This window comes from Acinetobacter sp. TSRC1-2, from assembly GCF_049895885.1.
Taxonomy (GTDB): domain Bacteria; phylum Pseudomonadota; class Gammaproteobacteria; order Pseudomonadales; family Moraxellaceae; genus Acinetobacter.
The window spans coordinates 1-19,574 of the sequence record NZ_JAFCTF010000011.1 but is presented as its reverse complement, the minus strand read 5'-3'; the positions used below and the strand labels follow the sequence as shown (position 1 = coordinate 19,574).

Below are 19,574 nucleotides of genomic sequence, written 5' to 3'. Positions count from 1 at the left end.
TGCGCCAAGCTTTCTATCATTGCCGGCTTGTTTTCGCGATCAGCCTGGGATTGAACATTGAGTAATTTTCTAACCGAACACCTGATACATCGTGACGAAGATTTTATGGTGATTCATAAACCTGCAGGTGTACTCACCGTTCCCGGTAAAACTGAAGATTTACAAGATTGCGTGATCAACCGATTATTAAAAATAGAACCGAAAACTTTACTGATTCATCGTCTGGATCGTGATACTTCAGGTATTCTGGTTTTTGGTCTGACTAAATGGGGGCAAAAAACCATTTCCCGTCAGTTTCAGGAACGCCAAACCGAAAAAACCTATCAGGCCGTGGTTGCCGGACATCTTGAAGGCGAAGGTACGGTTGATGTACCGGTCATTTACGATCCTGAACATCCGCCTTTACATATTGCTGATCCAAATCATAACAAGCCTGCACTTACACATTGGCAAGCCATCGAACATTTTGAAATTAAAGGGCAGGTGGTGACGCGTGTCAAACTTACTCCCATTACAGGTCGTTCACATCAGCTTCGTGTACATATGCAGTATCTCGGTTATCCGATTGTGGGTGACACGTTATATGCCACACCAGAGCAGCAACAGTTGATTCCTCGACTGTGCTTGCATGCTGAACACTTGAGTTTTTACCATCCTCAAACAGAGGAACGGATGGAGTTTTATTATCCTGTTCCTTTTTAAGGTAAAAACTTTTTAATCCTCATCGATTTTGCGCACTTTTTAGTGGGCTTTATGTCAAAATATATTGCTTAAAGACCTATTTTTTTGCTCAAATACTAAACAGGTTTTGATCTTGAAAATAAGTCTCCTCATTTTTAGATAAAGGTGGAAAAATTGCATCAGTTTGCTATTGGTCAGCGTTGGTTATCAGATACAGAAACAGAGCTTGGATTAGGGGTTCTCATTGATGTAGATGAACGATCGGTTAGCATCTTATTCCCGAAGAGTGATGAAACACGTGTTTACGCACGTAACAATGCCCCTTTATCACGTATTGTTTTTAACATTAAAGATGAATTACAGGATCAGGAAGGTACAAAGTGGCTGGTTGAGTCTTTTGAAGACCGTCATGGCGTGGTGCGTTATAACGTAATCCGTACCCTTGAAGATGGCACTGAAGAACGTAAAGCTTTAAACGAAACCCGTGTTGGTGCACAAATTCAGCTGTCTAAACCGCTGGACCGCTTGCTTGCCAGTCAAGTGGACTATAAAGAATGGTATGACCTTCGTATTGAAGCTTTGATGATGCAAGCCAATATGAAATCAAGTCCATTACGTGGCATGATTGGAGCGCGTGTGGGTCTGATTCCCCATCAGCTTTATATTGCCCATGAAGTCGGTCAGCGTTTTGCACCGCGTGTTTTACTTGCCGATGAAGTCGGCTTGGGTAAAACTATTGAAGCCGGCCTGATCATTCATCAGCAGCTTAAAACTGGTCGTTCAGAACGTATCCTGATTTTGGTTCCAGATTCACTGCAATATCAGTGGATGATTGAGATGCGCCGCCGTTTCAATCTTCAGTTCTCATTATTTGATTTAACCCGTACAGCCTCGATTAAAGAACATGATCCAGATTTAAATCCATTCTTGACTGAGCAATGTATTATTGCCAGTGTCGATTTGATGGTCGACCACGATGACTTGCGTGAACAGGCATTAGAAGCCGGTTTCGATCTTCTTGTCGTCGATGAGGCGCATCACTTGATGTGGAGTGAAGAAGAAGGTGGTAATGACCGTTATGATCTGGTTGAAGAACTTGCTGAAAAAACCCCGGGTGTTTTATTGCTTACAGCAACACCTGAACAGTTGGGTGTAGAAAGCCATTTTGCCCGTTTACGTTTACTTGATCCGCAGCGTTTTAGCTCACTAGAGCGTTTCCTGGATGAAGAAGAGCAATATCATCACACCGCAAAAATTGCTGAAGTGTTGATGTCAGATTTGCCTTTAGAAGCAGCGCATTTGACCGCCATCGAAGGTTTATTAGGTCATAGCATTCAGGATGAGCCAGAACAGCGTTTCCGTGCCATTCATGAATTGCTGGACCGTCATGGTACTGGTCGTATTTTATTCCGTAATACCCGTGAAGCGATTCAAGGTTTCCCGGGACGTGACTGTCAGCCTGCTGCTTTGCCTGCACCTGCAAACTGGTCGAAAGACGGCAAGTTACGTGAACAAATGTGGCCTGAAGAAGCACAGCTGGATGGCGCGTGGATGGAGCATGATCCACGTGTGATGTGGCTGATGGAAATGCTGCGTACTGAGCTTAAACACAAAAAAGTGTTGCTCATCGCGCGTAGTGGTCCAGTGGTCGAAGCTTTGGAAAATGTACTTCGTCTACATGCCGGTATTCGTACTGCGATGTTCCATGAAGGCATGAGTCTTTTAGAGCGTGACCAGGCTGCGGCTTATTTCGCTGAAGATTCTTACGGTGCGCAAATTTTACTGTGTTCTGAAATTGGTTCAGAAGGACGTAACTTCCAGTTTGCCTCTGACTTAATCCTGTTTGATTTACCAGCAAACCCAGATATTTTAGAACAACGTATTGGTCGTTTAGACCGTATTGGTCAGGAAAACCGCATTCAAATTCATGTGCCTTATTTAGCTGGCACAGCGCAAGAGCGTATGTTCCGTTGGTATAACGAAGGTTTAAATATCTTTAGCAATATTTCACCCACTGCACAAACCCTGCAAGAAAACTTCATTGCTAAATTAAAAGACTGTTTATTGTCGGATTTAGGGCAACAGTTTGAAGATTTGCTTGAAGAGGTGAGTGTTCAACGTGAAGCCTTGGAAGCTGAATTGCAGGAAGGTCGTGACCGTTTGCTTGAATACAATTCATGTCGTCCAATTGTAGCGCAAGAAATTGTTCAAGCACTTGAAGACTATGATGACAACACTACGTTGCCAATGTTTATGAAGCGCTTCATGGCATCGACAAACATCGATTTTGATGAGCAAAGTAACGGTACCGTGATCATCAAGCCGACAGATCAAATGCAGGTTCAAGGTTTATCTCTTGATGAAGAAGGCATGACTGCAACTTTCTATCGTGATCAGGCACAAGTTCGTGAAGATGCGCAGTATTTAACGCTTGAACATCCATTCACTGAAAGTGTGATGGAAATGATTAATACCCAATCTTTTGGTAGTACCAATGTTGCACTTTTAAAATCGAATGCACTTAAACAGGGTTCTCTGCTGTTAGAAGTGTGGTTTAAAGTGGATGTGATTGCACCGAAAGCATTGAACCTGCCTTCAAGCTTGCCCCAACAGTTAATTCGTGTATTACTCAGTGAAACGGGGCAGGACTTATCTGCCAAGATTGATCCAAGTATCTTGAAACCGTATTTACACCATTTAGACAGCAATAGCTGCCGTCAGGTGGTGAAAGCTCGCCGTGATGTGATTGAGCAACGTTATGCACAGGCGCTTGATATTGCTAAAACAGCATTGCCGAACTTCAAACAACAAGCCAGAGAAGTGTATGGCAATAAATGGCAATATGAAATTGACCGTTTAACTTATTTGAAGCAATTTAATCCAAGTATCCGTGAAGATGAAATTGCACGTCTACAAAAATTTCAATCAGAAGGCATTAGCTTGCTTGATGGTTTATCGGTAACACCAGAAGCAATTCAAGTATTGGTTGTGGTTAAACCGTAATTTCGAAACCTGTTTTAAAAAGCACCTTCGGGTGCTTTTTTATGGCTCAAAATTCTCTCGGTCTTATTTGTGTGAACAATAGAAGATTAGAGCTTGGAAGTAGAGTCTGTTGATATTTCATAAATGGCTTGCGTTGTAGGCTGAAACTGAGCAGACAAGGAATGAAATTCAAGGAATGGTAATTCCATTTTTAAATTTCATGAAGAAGTTTGAGATAGTTTTAGCCGCAACCTGAGTAGGAACAAAGCATTGCTTAGTTTGCGGCGCAAGCCGCAGCTAGTGACTAAAGTATTTTTTGACGCTACGTCGTTATTAACTCCTCATTTAGAATGACTAAATTTCGTATTTCAAGCCTGGTATCACCTAAAAAATACTCATAGTCGCAAACCAAGACGAATTGTCGTCAGACCCTCATCTCATGCTAAAATGGCGCATAAATTTTACAAATAAAATTAGAAAAATTATGGCTAAATCTTTAGTGACCCTGGGGTCTTCGACCACACATGGCGGTATTGCCTCAGAATGTGAAGATACATTTGTTATCAATGGAATTGCGCTACATTTGCATGGTATGAAACATTATTGTCCTCAATGCCAAGCTGTAGTGTCGGCAATTGCAGCCGATCAATCTACAGTTGTAAAAGGACGGGGAGTTGTTGTTGCTGGAGATAAAACGACTTGTGGTGCAACTTTTTTAGGCAATCAAAGTCTAGTTGTTTCACAGAAATAATCCTAATCGCTTTAGAAAATATTTTTGATAGAAAGACTGACTTTGAAGTCAGCTTATCTACGATTTAGTGATTTGAATCAAGCAGACTTTTCCTTAAGCTAGACGACGTTCATACGTTTAATTAAGGAAGAGCATAGCTATATGAGGAATTCAGCATTCAAAAAGACAGCGATTCATTTTACGCATGCCAATGGAATTCCTGCGCCAAGTTATCAAAAGTTTTTCGCTTGCTTTGAAGATGAGTTTGATTTGAAGTCCATTGCAATGATCGGAATGGATCCTCAATATCCGATTACCCATGATTGGCGTTATTTGGTTGACCAAATTATTAATGATATTGAACAGAAATTTCATGGAAAAAAGGTTATAGGTCTTGGGCATTCTTTTGGTTCATTACTCACCCTTATGAGTGCCTATAAGCGCCCTGATTTATTTTCACAGTTGGTGATTATGGATCCACCTTTTGTGATTGGTTCAAAGTCACCCATGTTTGAGATTGCAAAAAAATTAAAACTTAAGTCAATCGACCGGTTTACACCGGCAGGTATCACCTTGAAACGTACAGATCACTGGGAAAATCGTGAGCAAGCCTATGCTTCAATGCGGCATAACTCATTATTTAAACATTTTGATGAAAGGTGTTTTCAGGATTTTTTAGCCTGTGGTTTGCAACAGGATGTTAAACGTGGGGGAGTGACGTTGGCTGTACCTAAAATAGTTGAAGCGGAAATTTTTAGAACGGTGCCTGCATGGTGGTGGCGTACCCCAAGAAAAGCCCCAGCTGTGCCTGTACATTTAATGAGTGCGCAGAATAGCCCCTTTTACAAGCAAGGTTTTCCGCAAGCGATGCAAAAGATTTATCGGATTAATTATAGTTTAATGCAAGGCGGACATATGTTCCCATTGGAACAGCCCGAAAAAACAGCTGAACTGGTTAAATATATTATTGCTCAGCAGAAAGGTATTTAAACAATATTTAAGGATTCAATGCATCAGAATTGAGCCCTTAAATATTTGAGCATTAGCGAATTTGTGCTACATCCAGATGACGTGCACCTTCTAAAATCATGCGAATCATAATCATGGTTTGTTCTGCAATTTCTTTGCGTTCAGTCATTGGCATATCAATCACAGTCGCACCCATATTGAACACCAATTGGGTAATGGCTTTTGCCACAATGTCAGGATGAAACAGTTTGCTGTGATTAAGGCGTTCCAAGCGAATCAGATCATCTTGTAATTCTTGTTGAAAATAGTTTAACTGGCGCTCAACCGCTAATTTATAGGAAGTAGAACCGGTATAAGCTTCACGAAGTAATAAGCTTAAATTTCCTTCATCTGCATCTAACTGTTCAATGAAGACTTCCACTGAACTGCGAATAATACTGCTTTGTTTGGACGCTTTTAAGCGTGCCTGATGCAAAATTTGACGTAGTACGTTCCCTGAACGATCAATCAGTTCAATTGCAAGTTCATCTATATCTTTGAAATGTCTGTAAAAACTGTTAGGTGCAATTCCAGCTTCACGGGCAACTTCACGCAGGCTTAAGGATGAAATACTTTTTTGAGGACCAATTAAATTGAGGGCAGCTTGAAACAGTTCTTCTTTGGTAATTGTTGCTTTTCGACCAACCGTACGGACTATAACAAGCTCATGAGCAAGACTTTGTGTAGCAGTTGTGACATCAATATTTTTTTTGATTGAAGACTGATTCATATTTTTCAAAGGATTAGAGACACCAAGGCATTATAGCGGTTGCTTGCCCGCTTGGGAAATGAATAGAAACAATACGAATATATATACAAATATATATACATGTGTATAATAATTAAAATTCAATCGCGTGGTGCTTACTATGCATGTGTTAGAAAAAACCAAATCTCCCTTGGTTTCTCTTGCTGAAACTGTTATTGATCAGCATGCAGCAAACTTTTGGCTGCAAAAATTTAACTCGCTTTGGTCATTTAACCAGGCACTGGGGAAAATTGTTCAAAAAGAAAGTTCTGCTCAAAATATGGTGAGCTTAACCATTCAGTTCAATCGTCATTTTGAGGTTGGACAAGCCGGGCAGCATCATCCGATCTTTGTAGAGGTGGATGGCATTCGCTATGAACGCAGCTATAGTTTGACTCAACTTGATTCACAACGTGTTTTGTTGACGGTTAAAAAAGTCGATCAAGGTAAAGTCAGCTCTTGGTTGGTTGAACAGTCGAAAGTCGGCGATGTCCTTGAATTTGGACAGCCTTATGGCGATATGCTGTTGCCTGAACAGGCGCAAGCGATGCTATTGCTTGCTGCGGGTAGCGGTATTACCCCGATGTTAAGTTTGCTCGAAGCACTCTCTAAAACAGATCGAATGACTCAAGCACCAATTCAGTTGTTGTATTGGGTGAGAGAATATGCAGATGTTGCTTTTATAATACGTTTAGAGCAGCTTGCTGAACAATATCCAAACTTTGCATTTCAGGTTTTTTATACCCAAGAAGCCGATGCCGGTGAGCGCCTAAATCAGGCTCATGCTGCATTAGTGGAAAATATTGAAAATAGCGTGGTGTATGCGTGTGGTCCATCTGGATTTGTAACACAAGCTGAACAGTTATTTGCACATGCGCAAAGTTTTAAAAGTGAAGCTTTCAGCATGACACCTGTCGAGAGTTCTGAAACCGGCTTTGTGAATGTGACTTTATTGAAATCGAAAAAGGTGCTTGCTATTCCAAAGGGCCAGTCAATTTTAGCCAGCCTTGAACAGCAGAATATAAAACCCGTCCATGGTTGCCGAATGGGGATCTGTAATAAATGTGTCTGCAATAAAGTTGAAGGTTCAACCAAAAACTTGGTGAATGGCGGACAAAATTCAGAACCTGGTAATGTATTAAAAATTTGTATCAATTCAGCACAGTCTGATCTTGTTATTGATTTATAAGTGAGTCAAATATAATGAATATGCCCGTAAAAATAGAATATTTTAAAAATCCTAAAAATGGTGAACTTACTCAATCTCAGTTAGATGGATTGGCACGTGAGTTAGATGCCATTAAACAAGAAGTGTTAAATGATATTGGTGAAAAGGACGCGAAATATATTCGCCGTGTTTATTCAACCATTCGTTATTCATCAATCGCGGGTCGTGCCTGTTTGTTTGCAGGTTGGTTTCCGCCAGCTTGGCTTTTAGGTACAGCTTTACTTGGTTTTTCTAAAATTATGGAAAACATGGAACTCGGTCATAATGTCATGCATGGTCAATATGACTGGATGAATGATCCAAAATTCCATGGTCCAAGTTATGAGTGGGATATTGTTGGCACAGCGGATAACTGGCGTCAAACCCATAACTATAAACATCATACCTATACCAATATTAAGGGGATGGATGATGATATCGGTTATGGATTGCTTCGACTTTTCCCGGAACAACGTTGGAAATCCGGCTATCTTTTACAACCGATTTATGCAATTCCATTTTGCTTATTGTTTCAATGGGGCGTAGCGATTCAAAATCTTGAAATTGGTAAAGTCTTGAAAGGGCGCAAAACAAAAGAACAATTGAAACAAGAATGGCGTCCGATGCAGCGCAAAATCACTAAACAATTGTTTAAAGATTATGTGTTCTTTCCACTTATTGCCGGTCCGGCAGCTTTACCTGTTTTAGCTGGTAACCTCGTGGCGAATGGTATGCGTAATATTTGGACTTTTAGTATTATTTTCTGTGGTCACTTCACTAAAGATGTCGAAGTCTTCCCGAAATCTGTACTTCAAAATGAAAGTCGCGGACATTGGTATATGCGTCAGATCCGTGGTTCATCTAATTTAACCGGTTCAGAAGCTTTTCATATTTTAACCGGCCATTTGAGTCATCAAATTGAACATCATTTATATCCAGATGTTCCAGCACGTCGCTATCGTAAAATGGCGCCAAAAGTACAAGCTGTATGTGAAAAGTATGGTTTGAACTACAATAATGCAAGTCTCATCAAACAGTATGGCAGCGTAATTAAACGTATTGCTAAATACGCTTTTCCATTCAAGAAATAAATAAAAGCAGATATAAAAAAACCACTTCGATTGAAGTGGTTTTTTTATAATGGATATGCGCGCGTAAGGTTTTAATTAAATTCATGTAATTGCCTTGTTTTGCAGTTCTTAGCACGCTTTCAATTTCCTGCTCACTCTACTGCTGTTTGCTGGCATGTCCAGTAAACAAGGCTAACAAGGCTAACAAGGCCATTGGATTTTCGCCAAAGCGTATCTGTAGGCCATTTAATAATTTTGGTGGATTAAATAAATTCATGAAATAAATACCCTGATTTATTAATTATCATGTGTTTATAAGAATAAATTACCTTAAAAAAATCAGAGTTGTTATTTTGTTAAACTATTTTTTATATTGCAAAAACATTGATTTAGTTTTATTTTTTATTAAATTTTCTTCATTTTATTGACTGGCGAGATAAGCTATATGAGTTGGAAAGTTTATAGTTTTTAAATTGCAATTTGAATATTGTTTGGTAATGGCGGAAGTGTTTTATTGACACCAATCATATAGGCATGATGTGCAAGAGCCAGCATTTCTTTATCTTCACGACTGTTGCCATAAGCATAAATCACGGAATAATGAGCTAAAGAATATTTTTCTAAAATGCGCTGCCTTTTTTGTTCCGAACTACAGTCTGGAGTCGTGTATTGTCCAGTATAAGTATTATTTATTTGTTCAGTCTGGGTACAAATTAAATTAATATTCAATAAGCTACAGACAGGTTGCAGATAGACATCAACTGATGCTGAAACCAAGACAACTTCATCGCCTAAAGCTTGATGCTGTTTAAGTTGTTTCAGCAAGGACGGATTTAACTGAGATACTAAATTGTTCGCATAGCCCTGAGCAATTTGCTGTAATTCTAAAGCATCTGCATTGCTGAACATGGCACGAAATAATTTAGAACGCATGGCATGCGCAGGGTAAGCATTTAAATAATAGGCTTGAATCCAGGGCAGAATTTTAATGCCCTGTTTAATGATATGACGTTTGGACAAAGCATAAAAGATAAACCCCGTGAAACTGTCTTTTTTACACAGGGTTCCATCAAAATCGAAGAGCGCTAAATTTTTATTCTTTTTGCTCGTTGCATACATGATTGATATCTTCCATTTACGCGTGTGGCAAACCAGTTGGTATTATATTCACGGCTTAGTTTAGGACCAGAAATGACCACTTCAGGCATAATCGCATACATAGGATCTTTGCCTGTTTTTTCATGGTAGAGCTTGGTTACAGCACGATAGGTAGCAGTATCTTCAAAACCTTTATCTTTCTCTTTTTTCAAGTCAGAACGAATTTGTCGTGGTGTGACCAATATATTGTTGGCTGCAAAAACACTAATCAGTTCGCGTTCAGACTGGCTGCCAGCAGAACGGATTGAACCTTCTTTAGTGTAAAGCAATAAGTCGCCATCCAAGTCTAATTCAGCTGCCGTTAAATCATTCAGCATGCTTTGAAAAGCGGCGTTGCGACTTGAATACATGCCAGAGTTATAATCTGCAAATCGATAAATGGCTTTAGCGTAATCGGCAGGGTACATCATTAAACGATGAATCCCGTAATACAAACCACCGTATTGACTATATAAGTCGGTACGTAATTCGGCAATATTGCCGCCTTGACGTTTATGTTCTTTGGCATAACCAATATGAACTTGCATTGAACCCAATGTAGTAATTGGATTTAATTTTTCACCAATATCCTGTCCAACCAGTTTAGCAGCGCCTGTTAATGCGCTGACATGATAATGCTTTGACATATAGGCAAAAATTTCACGATATAACTCATCTAATTCCCGTTCAGTTTTTACCCGACGCATTTGACTTAAATAGTTATCTTCAGGGCTTGGCTGATTTTTTAAGACTTCCTGGAAATAGCCTGCAACTGTTCCGCCAATCGCATCACCTAATTTATCTTTAAATTTTTCAGCTAAACGGTCTTGAACTTCTTTAACCGCTTTTTGACCTAAACCGGGAACTTGCGGATCGGCAACAAAGTTAGACTCTTGATCGACGACAGCCACAATACTACAAATATTTTCCTTGGTTTGGGGAATGTCGAGCTGGTCTGTAATACTGTAAATATCTTTGGCCCATGAACTACGATTATTGACACGTGTCGGAATAAGACGCTTGATTTGATCTTCTTCTAAAGTTGGTTCGTTATTTTTTGACCACCAGGAATTATCTCCACATGCCACTAAACTAAGAGACAAAGCTAGGATACTCAAGGATTTAACATGAGAGGAAAGAAAATGAGTTTTTTTCATAATGATGAAAACATATTCCAAAAGGATGAGCCAATACAGCAGATGCAGTATACTATGCCGGTCGAAAAAGTGATGAATTTATATGTATATTGGTCCATATCAGCTGTCAAATAATTTAATTGTTGCTCCGATGGCAGGTGTTACGGATCGTCCATTTCGGACGTTATGTAAGTATTTTGGCGCAGGACATGCCGTTAGTGAAATGATGACCTCAGACCAGACCTTACGCATGAGTAAGAAAAGTTTGTACCGTGCCAATTTTGATGGTGAACTTGCGCCGATATCTGCACAAATTGCAGGTTCCGATCCATTCGATCTTGCCGAAGCAGCACGTTATCAAGTCGCAAATGGCGCACAAATTGTTGATATCAACATGGGCTGTCCCGCCAAAAAAGTCTGTAATAAACTGGCAGGTTCTGCATTATTAAAAGATGAAGATCTGGTTGCACGTATTTTAGATACGGTCGTGGCTGCTGTGGATGTGCCGGTGACTTTAAAAACCCGTTTGGGTTATTTAAATGGTCATGAAAATATTATGCGGGTGGCAAAACGTGCGGAAGAGGCGGGTATCGCTGCATTGGCATTGCATGGTCGGACCCGTGAAGATATGTATTTAAATACTGCACGCTATAGTTTGATTAAAGAAGTCAAACAGATGTTGAATATTCCTGTGATTGCCAATGGCGATATCGACAGTCCTGAAAAAGCCAAATATGTACTCGATTACACGGGTGCAGATGCCTTGATGATTGGACGTGCTGCACAAGGCCGACCGTGGATTTTCCGTGAAATTTCCCACTATTTAGCCACTGGAAAGCATTTAGCTGCACCGAATATTCAGGAAGTGAAAGATGTACTATTAGGACATTTATCTGAACTGTATGACTTCTATGGGGAATATTCGGGTTGTCGTATTTCACGTAAACATATTGCCTGGTATACCAGGGGATTACGTTCAAGCAATGAATTTCGCCAAAATATGTATAAGGTTGAAAGTACGGCTGAACAGTTCAATGTGGTGGAAGACTATTTTAATCAGCTTCTTGCTCAAGGTGAAATTATGAGTGATGTGCAAGTCGAGCAGGTTAATTTGCTGGAAACCAAATAAGTTCTTTATTTTTGTTTTGATTCATCATTGAAAATATCTCACTACTTTTTTTATTAAAAATAGTTTTTCTCAGGGAGAGTAGTGGACTTTTATAGTATTCTAATTATTTTAGAACAATACTTTTATAATAATAATCCAAGAATTACAGAACACAACATCTCATCACTTAATCGGGACAGTTATGAAACATAGCTTACTCATATTTGATCTATGCTAATTTTGATCAGCTCAATAAGCCGACTTTTAAAATATTTTATCAACTTATAAAGCTATTGGTCTATAGATCTATAGAAAGACATAAGGAGAAAGAAAATGGTAAATACCAATCGGCCAGTTTCAGATATTAATCCTGCAGCTCCAACAGAACTGTCTCCAGAACGGGGTGATGCACTTAATAGCAATTCCCTAAAATCTAGTCCACCCACGGATGATAGTAGTGCGCGTTCTGACCTGAATTCGCCCGCGACTGAAAGTCATCGTGTACCCGATATGACCGAAGCTGGAGATCATCTGGCTGCGACCAGTGCCGGTACTTTAGGTGGCGCAGCTGTAGGGGCTGCACTAGGTATGGTCGGTGGGCCCCCGGGCGCGGTAGTTGGCGGCCTTATCGGTGGCATTGTTGGCGGAATTGCTGGTAATGACATCGCACAAAAGGCTAATCCTGAAGAGGAAGATACTTACTGGCGCGAGCAACATCAAGCCAGACCCTACTTTCATGAAACACGTACCACACATCACGATTTAGATTATGATCGGGATTATCGTGGCGCATATGAGGTCGGATATAAAAATCGTCCTCTTTTTGACAGCGATACCCATTTTGAACAGGTAGAGCCGGAGCTACAAAGTCAATGGGAAGGTAGCAAAGGACAATCCCGTCTGAATTGGGAGCAGGCAAAATATGCGGCTAAAGATGCGTGGCTACGTGCTCATCGCTAATCTTTTGCTCATACATTATTAAATTAAAAAAACCTCTCTTTTTGAGAGGTTTTTTATGACTTTTTAATTGGTTTAGGGCAGAGAATTAGTGTTGGATCATCTCTAAGACCAGTTGGTTAATTAAATCAGCAGCTTCCATTTCTCGAATTTGAGCCACATTGGTCCCTGCCCAAAATGCACCAAAACCATGATCGCCTTGTGCTGTTGCTGCGGCATTCAGTTGTTTACCCAGATCATAGCAGTACGGATAGGTCGCTACAGCAGGTCGTTCGGGACGATCGATTTGAGTATGCCAGTGATTAATTAAACCACGTGCAGGACGGCCCGAAATACTTGCGCTAATTTGAGTAATCGGTTTGCTAAACAGGGCTTTTCGATATGCAGCATTTGCATTGGAACTTTTACATTGTACGAAGGCTGTTCCTAGCTGAACGGCTGCTGCACCTAGTTTCATTAATAACTGGGCTTGTTGTCCATTCATAATACCACCTGCTGCAACAATAGGCAGGCTACAGTATTGTTTAAGTAATTGAACTAAATCAGATGTTTTAACAGCGCTGTCAAATGTGTTGTTGAAGATACCGCGATGTCCACCTGCCTCAATCCCTTGCGCAATAATGACATCAATACCTGCAGCTTCAATTTCTAGGGCTTCAGCCAGATTGGTGGCAGAAACCATAGTGATAATACCAGCAGCTTTCAAAGCCTGAATTTGATGAGGGTGTGGAATACCAAAATGAAAACTGACCGCTTTAGGCTTAGTTTCCAAAACTAAGTTTAAATAGTCGTCATTATCTAAAAAGCTGGGATAAATACATTTTAATTCTGTTGAGGGAACAGCATGATACTTCTCAAATTGAGGCGCTAAATATTGAATCCATTGCTGTGCAATCTCGTGGTCTAATTCTAAACTTTGATGGCAAAAGAAATTCACCTGGAAAGGTTGATGGGTCAGTACCTGAGTCTCTAGAACTTGGTGACGTGCAGCTTCAACTGTGCTGGCTCCTAAGCCGAGTGAACCCAAACCTCCTTGATTAGATACTTCAGCAGCCAGTTTTGGGGTAGAAACACCCGCCATTGGGGCAAGGAAAATAGGATGTTTAATCTCGAGTTGTTGTAATAAAGTCATATTTAGTTCCTCCTCATCCGTATTACTTTGCCCAAGCCCTGAAAATTAAGCAAATAATATTCGTTATTTCCTGGCGAAATAAAAAAAGGATTTTTAGTTCCTGAATTAAAAAACAAAACGTCATCCTTTGTCGCGTCCAAGATCAGTACACACCGCGTTATAAAATTAAAATTTATAATGTGTTTTTATCGTCAAATGTTGCCTGCTCATGTCTGAACGGATCCGTGAAAAACTGCAAATTTTAGCCGATGCTGCCAAGTATGATGTGTCGTGTTCTTCAAGTGGCAGTAATCGTAAAAACAAAGATAAAGGTCTGGGCAATACCGGTTCCGGAATTTGTCACAGCTATACCGAAGATGGTCGTTGTGTATCCTTACTAAAAATTTTGTTTTCCAATGTCTGTATTTTTGACTGCTCTTATTGTGTATCGCGACGCTCCAATGATGTAAAACGAGCCGCATTTACTGTACAGGAAGTGGTTGATTTGACCATGAATTTTTATCGCCGTAATTATATTGAAGGCTTGTTTTTAAGTTCCGGTATTTTTAAATCGGCAGATTACACTATGGAACGTATGCTGCAGGTGGTGAAAAAATTACGCCTGGAAGAAAATTTTAATGGCTATATTCATCTAAAAACTATCCCCGGTGCATCACAGGATATTATTACCGAAGCCGGTTTATATGTAGACCGGATGAGTATTAATTTAGAAATGCCAACTGAAGCAGGTTTACAAAAATTTGCGCCCGAAAAAAACCATGCAGAAGTGCAAAAAGATTTAGCTCTTGTGCGCGACCGGTTAATTCAATTTAAAGATGAACGCAAGCTCATACGCTCCGTTCCCAAGTTTGTACCGGCAGGGCAAACTACACAAATGGTCGTGGGGGCATATAGTGAAACCGATCAGGATATTATTTTAATGGCAGATCGTCATTACAAGGAATTTAATCTGAAACGTGTGTATTACTCCGGTTATATCCCGATTAATGAGCAGGAAAAATCCTTACCGGCGATTGGTTCCGCACCGCCTTTACTCAGAGAAAACCGTTTATACCAAAGTGACTGGTTAATGCGTTTTTATGGTTTTGATGCGACAGAACTGGTTGATGAAAAACATCCGAATCTGGATTTGGATGTTGATCCCAAGCTGAGTTGGGCCTTGCGTCATCCGGAGCAATTCCCGGTCGATTTGAACCACGCGGAGTATCGAATGATTTTACGTGTACCGGGTATTGGAGTGCGTTCTGCTAAAAAAATTGTCCAAGCACGTCGCTTTGGTAAAATTCATATTGATCAACTCAAACGTATTGGGGTGGCGTATAACCGGGCGCAATATTTTATTCGTTGTGCAGATACGCCTAAATTTGTTAAAGAACAATTACCCAGCCAGATTCGTCATCAGATTTTACAGTCGGGACAGTCAAAATATACTCAGCAACTTTCCCCGCAATTAGGCTTTGGCTTCTGATGGCGACCTATGGCTTCGATGGCAGTATGACCGGCTTACTCAGTTGTGTATTTCGCGCATTTCAATTTAAAGAGTTTCAGGTCAATGTCACCAGTGATGGGCATGCCCAAAATGAACTATTTGATAATTTTATTCAGGTCGCTTCAAATGATGAGCAGGCACAGCGTGTCTGGCAAGGACTAAAGCAAAAAACATCGAGTCAGAGTCAGCGCAATTTCTACTATACTTTTCTATCCGAAAATCAAACTGCTTATCAGCACTTATTTAATTATTGCCTGTATATTTTTCAGCATAAATATAAGGTCGATGAAAATTATGGACATCCCGATGTTTTGGCCTTAGCACAGTGGACCAAACAGGTGGGGCGTGAAAAGCATCGTATGGAAGCCTTTGTGCGTTTTAAGAAATGTCAGGATGGTTTGTTTTTAAGTCTGGTTCGACCAGATTTTAACGTTCTGCCATTGATTGAACGACATTTTAAAGCGCGTTATCAGGATCAGAGCTGGCTAATTTATGATGAAAAGCGTAAGTATGGTATTTATTACGATTTGCAGCAGGTGCATCAAATTGAAATGAATGCCAAGGAGATCGATGCCAAGCTCGCTACTGGTTTTAGTCAATCCTTTACTGTAGAACTGGATGAGCAAGAATGGCTTTATGATCAGCTATGGAAAGACTATTTTCATAGTGTAAATATCCAAGCACGACAAAATATGAAATTGCATATTCAATATGTACCGAAACGGTATTGGCGCTATATGAATGAAAAGTCAATTTAACTGGATATTTCAGGCATAATGTTGTGTTGTATAATGCGACTACTGGGCAAGTGATGATGAAGCCGTTAATTTTTACGATTTTGATTTCAAGTATATTACTTTCAGCTTGTTCAAGCTCTGAACAGCATAAAACACAGATTGATCCTCAACAATACAAAGTGCAAGATGCGGCAAGTTTGCAACAGCGCTTTGAGACTTTAAATCAACAGTTATCTAAGAATTATCAGGCATTTAAAAAAACCAATAATATTGCCTTTTCAGATCAGTCAGTACTGGATGCTAATCAACTCAAGACATTAGATCAGAATGCAGTGAGCCGGACCTCATTAAAGCCGGTGAAGCAGGCCTATTGTGAAATGATGAATGGATATTTTGCAGAGATGTATCATTTGGGCAATCAAAACCTGAATTTAATTGGGCAAGTCCAGTTACCCAATATGCAAGCTGAAGACTTGGAAAAAAGTTTTGCAGATGCCGACCAGTTTTATGATTTTATTTTAAATCGATATACTACCTACCGTCAGGCTCAGGAAATAATGGGCTTTGGCTGTAATTTGAAAGCCGCTTTAAACTAAATACTAAAAAATAGAATGTATTAAAAAGCCCATCAAAAGATGGGCTTTTTAATTTCAGGATTTTAGAATTAACAACCAGTTAGTTTTTCAGGTTGTGGCCGTTCACCGGGAAAGAAAATTGGGCGAAGCTTTACACCAATACTGTTACCAATAAAAGCACAGATCAGCCATAACCAGCCATGTAAACTGCCGGATGCAATACCACTGAAGTAAGCCCCAATGTTACAGCCATACGCCAAACGTGCCCCATAGCCTAATAGTAAACCACCAACAACAGCAGCAATCAGTGAACGTTTTGGAATGTTCAAGTTAGGCGCGAATTTACCGGCCAGACTGGCAGCCAATAATGCTCCCAGCATAATGCCGAAGTTCATCATAGAGGTAATATCGAACCATAATGATTCTGACAAAGCTTTGGCATTACCTGGTTGTTGCCAATAAGCCCAAGAAGCGACATCTACACCGATTAAACTCGCAGATTTAGCCGCCCAAACTGCAAGGGCAGAAGTGACACCCCAGGGGCGACCGGCTAAAGCTAAAGTGGCAAAGTTGAGCAAGGTCAAAATAATCCCGCCCCAGATCAAGGGCCAAGGACCACGTAAAAAGCGTTTTAATCCCTGAGTTTCAGCAACAGGTTCGACTTCAAGTGAACCATGACGTTTTTTCTCAAAATAAATGGTTGCAAATGCAATAGCAGCAAACAGGATAAAACTGACGATTAGCGCAGGGATAACACCCAGGCTTGAAACTATGGAAATGGGTGCAAGGTGTGGCAGATTAAACCACCAATCCAAATGTGTCGTTGCAGTTAAAGAGCCTAAGCAAAAGAAGATCAGGGTCACAATCATACGCGCGCTGCCGCCACCTACTGTGTAGAGTGTACCGGAAGCACAGCCGCCACCCAATTGCATGCCTATACCAAAGATAAAAGCCCCAATCATCACCGACATGGAGACAGGGCTGAGATTACCCTTGACAGGATTGCCAAATAATTCACCTGCGCCTAAAGCCGGGAAGAATAGCAATACAGCAAGACCCAGCATGATCATTTGCGCACGTAAGCCACGACCACGACGTTCTTTAATAAAGACACGCCAGCTGGAAGTAAAACCAAATGAGGCATGATAAAGCGTCATGCCCAAGGCGCCGCCAACGAGGAATAATAAGGCTTGATTCAGCCCAACAACTTGATAGGCACCTAGCGTACCAATAAGCAATAGAAAAAGAGCAACCCAGATCGATAGATTAGATCGATTGGATTTTGCAGCAATCACAGACATGGGAGTATAAAATTAAATAAATGAATATCGATATTTTAATTGATTATTCACCTTTAATATTATCAAAACTGATAGATTATATGATTTTTAATTGAGAATAACTTATTTTATATATCAGTAAAACAAATTAACTAAATGGTTTGAATATTAAAAAGTGAACCAATCCATGCAGAGAAGGTCATGGCAATAATGCCCCAGAGCGTAACACGCAAACTGCCTTTAAGCAGGGATGTGCCGGCAAAATAGCTGGATAATCCGCCCAGTGTAGCTAAAGATAAAATACCAACAATCATGACAGTCATTGCCACATAACGTTCTGGACTGACCAAAATCGAGAACATCGGAAATAATGCACCCAGTGAAAAAGCCAGGGCAGAGGAACCAGCGGCCTGTAAGGGATTGGCTGCTGTATTTGCGTGAATCCCAATTTCATCTCTGGCATGTGCTTGCAAAGCATCATGTGCCGTGAGTTGTAGCGCAACCTCATGTGCAAGTTCAGGCTTTAAACCGCGCATAATATAGATTTGGGCCAATTCTTTAAGCTCATGTTCAGGATTACGTTTAAGTTCGCGAGCCTCCATATGTAAATCTGCTTTTTCAATGTCTACTTGTGACTTCACAGAAATATATTCACCTGCGGCCATAGAGCTTGCGCCTGAAATTAAACCTGCAATACATGTGATCAGTAGGGTTTGCGATGAAGCTCCACTTGCAGCCATACCTATAATGAGGCTGGTGACTGAAATAATCCCATCATTTGCACCCAGTACTGCTGCGCGAAGCCAACCGGTTCTTTGAATATAATGTTTTTCATGATGAAAAGAATATGACATGTAAACATGCTCTTAAAAAATATTGGCACTTCAACCATATAAGAAGTGGAAGGGTAAAATCAAGATTGCTAAAAAATAGAAAAGCTCCTAAAAAGGAGCTTTTCTATTCAATCAATTAAATTATTGTTGGGCTTTTTCTTTAACGTGAGCAGCACCATTTTCTACAGCACCGGCAGTTACTGCAGTCGCCTCTTTGGTTGCTTCTTTCACGTCTTGTGCAGCAGCTTCAGTTTTTGCAGCAGCTTCCTCTCCTGCAGCATCAATTTTAGCTATAGCTTCATCAGTCGCAGCTTCGGTTTTTGCAGCTGCTTCAGCAGTCGCATCAGAAATATCATGACCTGCCTGATCTGCAGCATTTTGCATATGTTCTCCAGTTGTCGCACCAGTCTCAGGCGCTTTGTCTTTATTACAACCAACTAAAGCAACTGTAGCAGCCAGACCTAAAGCAACAAGTAATTTATTCATTTTCATATGTCCTTCTAATTGTTTTACCCATATAAGTGGGATAAAGCGAATATAATCGAAAAGTCTCTTAAATATCGCTCAAAAATTGTTGATTAAATGTAATGTTCGGTGAAAAAAATCAAGTGAAAAAAAAGGCTTATATTTACGGATGGATATAAGCCTATATTTATTTATTCAAATTTAATTGGCTGGATGATGCAATTATTGCCCTGAACGAATGATGTAATCGAAAGCAGATAGGGATGCCTTGGCACCTTCACCGGTGGCAATGATGATCT

Annotated in this window: 17 protein-coding genes and 2 pseudogenes; 11 read left to right on the top strand and 8 right to left on the bottom strand. The window is 40.3% G+C overall.

The features are described from left to right. The first annotated feature begins 57 nt into the window (after positions 1 to 57). The 4 genes from ACP69Y_RS11835 to ACP69Y_RS11820 all read left to right on the top strand — a co-directional run bounded on the left by ACP69Y_RS11835 (position 58) and on the right by ACP69Y_RS11820 (position 5,383). The gene (locus ACP69Y_RS11835) at positions 58 to 702 is read left to right on the top strand and encodes an RluA family pseudouridine synthase (RefSeq protein ID WP_425918577.1); all 645 of its coding nucleotides are present in this window, start codon (positions 58 to 60) and stop codon (positions 700 to 702) included. Between the two features lie 144 nt (positions 703 to 846). Beyond that, a complete protein-coding gene (gene rapA, locus ACP69Y_RS11830) occupies positions 847 to 3,684 on the top strand; it encodes an RNA polymerase-associated protein RapA (protein WP_425918576.1) in 2,838 nt (945 codons plus the stop codon). A gap of 463 nt (positions 3,685 to 4,147) precedes the next feature. Then, complete coding sequence (locus ACP69Y_RS11825; RefSeq protein WP_425918575.1) at positions 4,148 to 4,414, top strand: PAAR domain-containing protein; 267 nt, start codon at positions 4,148 to 4,150, stop codon at positions 4,412 to 4,414. A gap of 141 nt (positions 4,415 to 4,555) precedes the next feature. After that, entirely contained in the window at positions 4,556 to 5,383 is an 828-nt protein-coding gene (locus ACP69Y_RS11820; protein WP_425918574.1) for an alpha/beta fold hydrolase, read from the top strand. 52 nt (positions 5,384 to 5,435) lie between these two features. Here ACP69Y_RS11820 and fabR read toward each other — a convergent pair whose 3' ends face one another. Next, positions 5,436 to 6,131, bottom strand: a complete 696-nt coding sequence (gene fabR / locus ACP69Y_RS11815; RefSeq protein WP_425918573.1) for an HTH-type transcriptional repressor FabR — start codon at positions 6,129 to 6,131, stop codon at positions 5,436 to 5,438. Between the two features lie 139 nt (positions 6,132 to 6,270). Here fabR and ACP69Y_RS11810 point away from each other — a divergent pair, with 139 nt between their 5' ends. Together ACP69Y_RS11810 and ACP69Y_RS11805 are read left to right on the top strand one after the other, a co-directional pair. Beyond that, positions 6,271 to 7,338, top strand: coding sequence for a ferredoxin reductase (locus ACP69Y_RS11810; RefSeq protein ID WP_425918572.1), 1,068 nt, complete (start codon positions 6,271 to 6,273; stop codon positions 7,336 to 7,338). A 14-nt stretch (positions 7,339 to 7,352) separates the two neighbouring features. Continuing rightward, positions 7,353 to 8,447 carry a fatty acid desaturase family protein gene (locus ACP69Y_RS11805; protein ID WP_131215684.1) on the top strand — a complete coding sequence of 365 codons (1,095 nt, stop codon included), beginning with the start codon at positions 7,353 to 7,355 and terminating at the stop codon, positions 8,445 to 8,447. A 447-nt stretch (positions 8,448 to 8,894) separates the two neighbouring features. Here ACP69Y_RS11805 and ACP69Y_RS11800 read toward each other — a convergent pair whose 3' ends face one another. Both ACP69Y_RS11800 and ACP69Y_RS11795 read right to left on the bottom strand, forming a co-directional pair. Continuing rightward, positions 8,895 to 9,545, bottom strand: coding sequence for an HAD-IB family hydrolase (locus tag ACP69Y_RS11800; protein WP_425918571.1), 651 nt, complete (start codon positions 9,543 to 9,545; stop codon positions 8,895 to 8,897). Then, positions 9,512 to 10,720, bottom strand: coding sequence for a DUF1615 family protein (locus ACP69Y_RS11795; RefSeq protein WP_425918570.1), 1,209 nt, complete (start codon positions 10,718 to 10,720; stop codon positions 9,512 to 9,514). Before ACP69Y_RS11795 ends, ACP69Y_RS11800 begins: the two co-directional genes overlap by 34 nt. A gap of 82 nt (positions 10,721 to 10,802) precedes the next feature. On the opposite strand from ACP69Y_RS11795, the gene dusB reads away from it, so the two are divergent. Continuing rightward, the gene (dusB, locus tag ACP69Y_RS11790; RefSeq protein ID WP_425918569.1) at positions 10,803 to 11,828 is read left to right on the top strand and encodes a tRNA dihydrouridine synthase DusB; all 1,026 of its coding nucleotides are present in this window, start codon (positions 10,803 to 10,805) and stop codon (positions 11,826 to 11,828) included. Positions 11,829 to 12,140: 312 nt separating this feature from the next. Then, a complete protein-coding gene (locus ACP69Y_RS11785) occupies positions 12,141 to 12,767 on the top strand; it encodes a hypothetical protein (protein ID WP_425918568.1) in 627 nt (208 codons plus the stop codon). 85 nt (positions 12,768 to 12,852) lie between these two features. Here the strand turns inward: ACP69Y_RS11785 and ACP69Y_RS11780 are convergent. Then, positions 12,853 to 13,902, bottom strand: a pseudogene (locus ACP69Y_RS11780) (NAD(P)H-dependent flavin oxidoreductase); the annotation flags it as partial. A gap of 202 nt (positions 13,903 to 14,104) precedes the next feature. Between ACP69Y_RS11780 and ACP69Y_RS11775 the strand changes: the two are divergent. Genes ACP69Y_RS11775 through ACP69Y_RS11765 form a run of 3 tightly spaced genes read left to right on the top strand, consistent with a single transcriptional unit; the run spans position 14,105 to position 16,718 of the window. After that, positions 14,105 to 15,364, top strand: a complete 1,260-nt coding sequence (locus tag ACP69Y_RS11775; RefSeq protein ID WP_425918567.1) for a putative DNA modification/repair radical SAM protein — start codon at positions 14,105 to 14,107, stop codon at positions 15,362 to 15,364. After that, positions 15,364 to 16,143, top strand: a complete 780-nt coding sequence (locus ACP69Y_RS11770; RefSeq protein WP_425918566.1) for a TIGR03915 family putative DNA repair protein — start codon at positions 15,364 to 15,366, stop codon at positions 16,141 to 16,143. Before ACP69Y_RS11775 ends, ACP69Y_RS11770 begins: the two co-directional genes overlap by 1 nt. A gap of 56 nt (positions 16,144 to 16,199) precedes the next feature. Beyond that, positions 16,200 to 16,718, top strand: coding sequence for a hypothetical protein (locus ACP69Y_RS11765; RefSeq protein ID WP_425918680.1), 519 nt, complete (start codon positions 16,200 to 16,202; stop codon positions 16,716 to 16,718). A 68-nt stretch (positions 16,719 to 16,786) separates the two neighbouring features. On the opposite strand, the gene ACP69Y_RS11760 is transcribed toward ACP69Y_RS11765, so the two are convergent. The 4 genes and pseudogenes from ACP69Y_RS11760 to ACP69Y_RS11745 form a co-directional block, all read right to left on the bottom strand. Continuing rightward, entirely contained in the window at positions 16,787 to 17,998 is a 1,212-nt protein-coding gene (locus ACP69Y_RS11760; RefSeq protein ID WP_425918565.1) for a YeeE/YedE family protein, read from the bottom strand. Between the two features lie 131 nt (positions 17,999 to 18,129). Continuing rightward, the gene (locus tag ACP69Y_RS11755) at positions 18,130 to 18,831 is read right to left on the bottom strand and encodes a VIT1/CCC1 transporter family protein (RefSeq protein ID WP_425918564.1); all 702 of its coding nucleotides are present in this window, start codon (positions 18,829 to 18,831) and stop codon (positions 18,130 to 18,132) included. A gap of 120 nt (positions 18,832 to 18,951) precedes the next feature. Then, the gene (locus ACP69Y_RS11750) at positions 18,952 to 19,296 is read right to left on the bottom strand and encodes a hypothetical protein (RefSeq protein WP_425918563.1); all 345 of its coding nucleotides are present in this window, start codon (positions 19,294 to 19,296) and stop codon (positions 18,952 to 18,954) included. Positions 19,297 to 19,497: 201 nt separating this feature from the next. Next, positions 19,498 to 19,574 (bottom strand): annotated as a pseudogene (locus tag ACP69Y_RS11745) (FAD-dependent oxidoreductase); the annotation flags it as partial.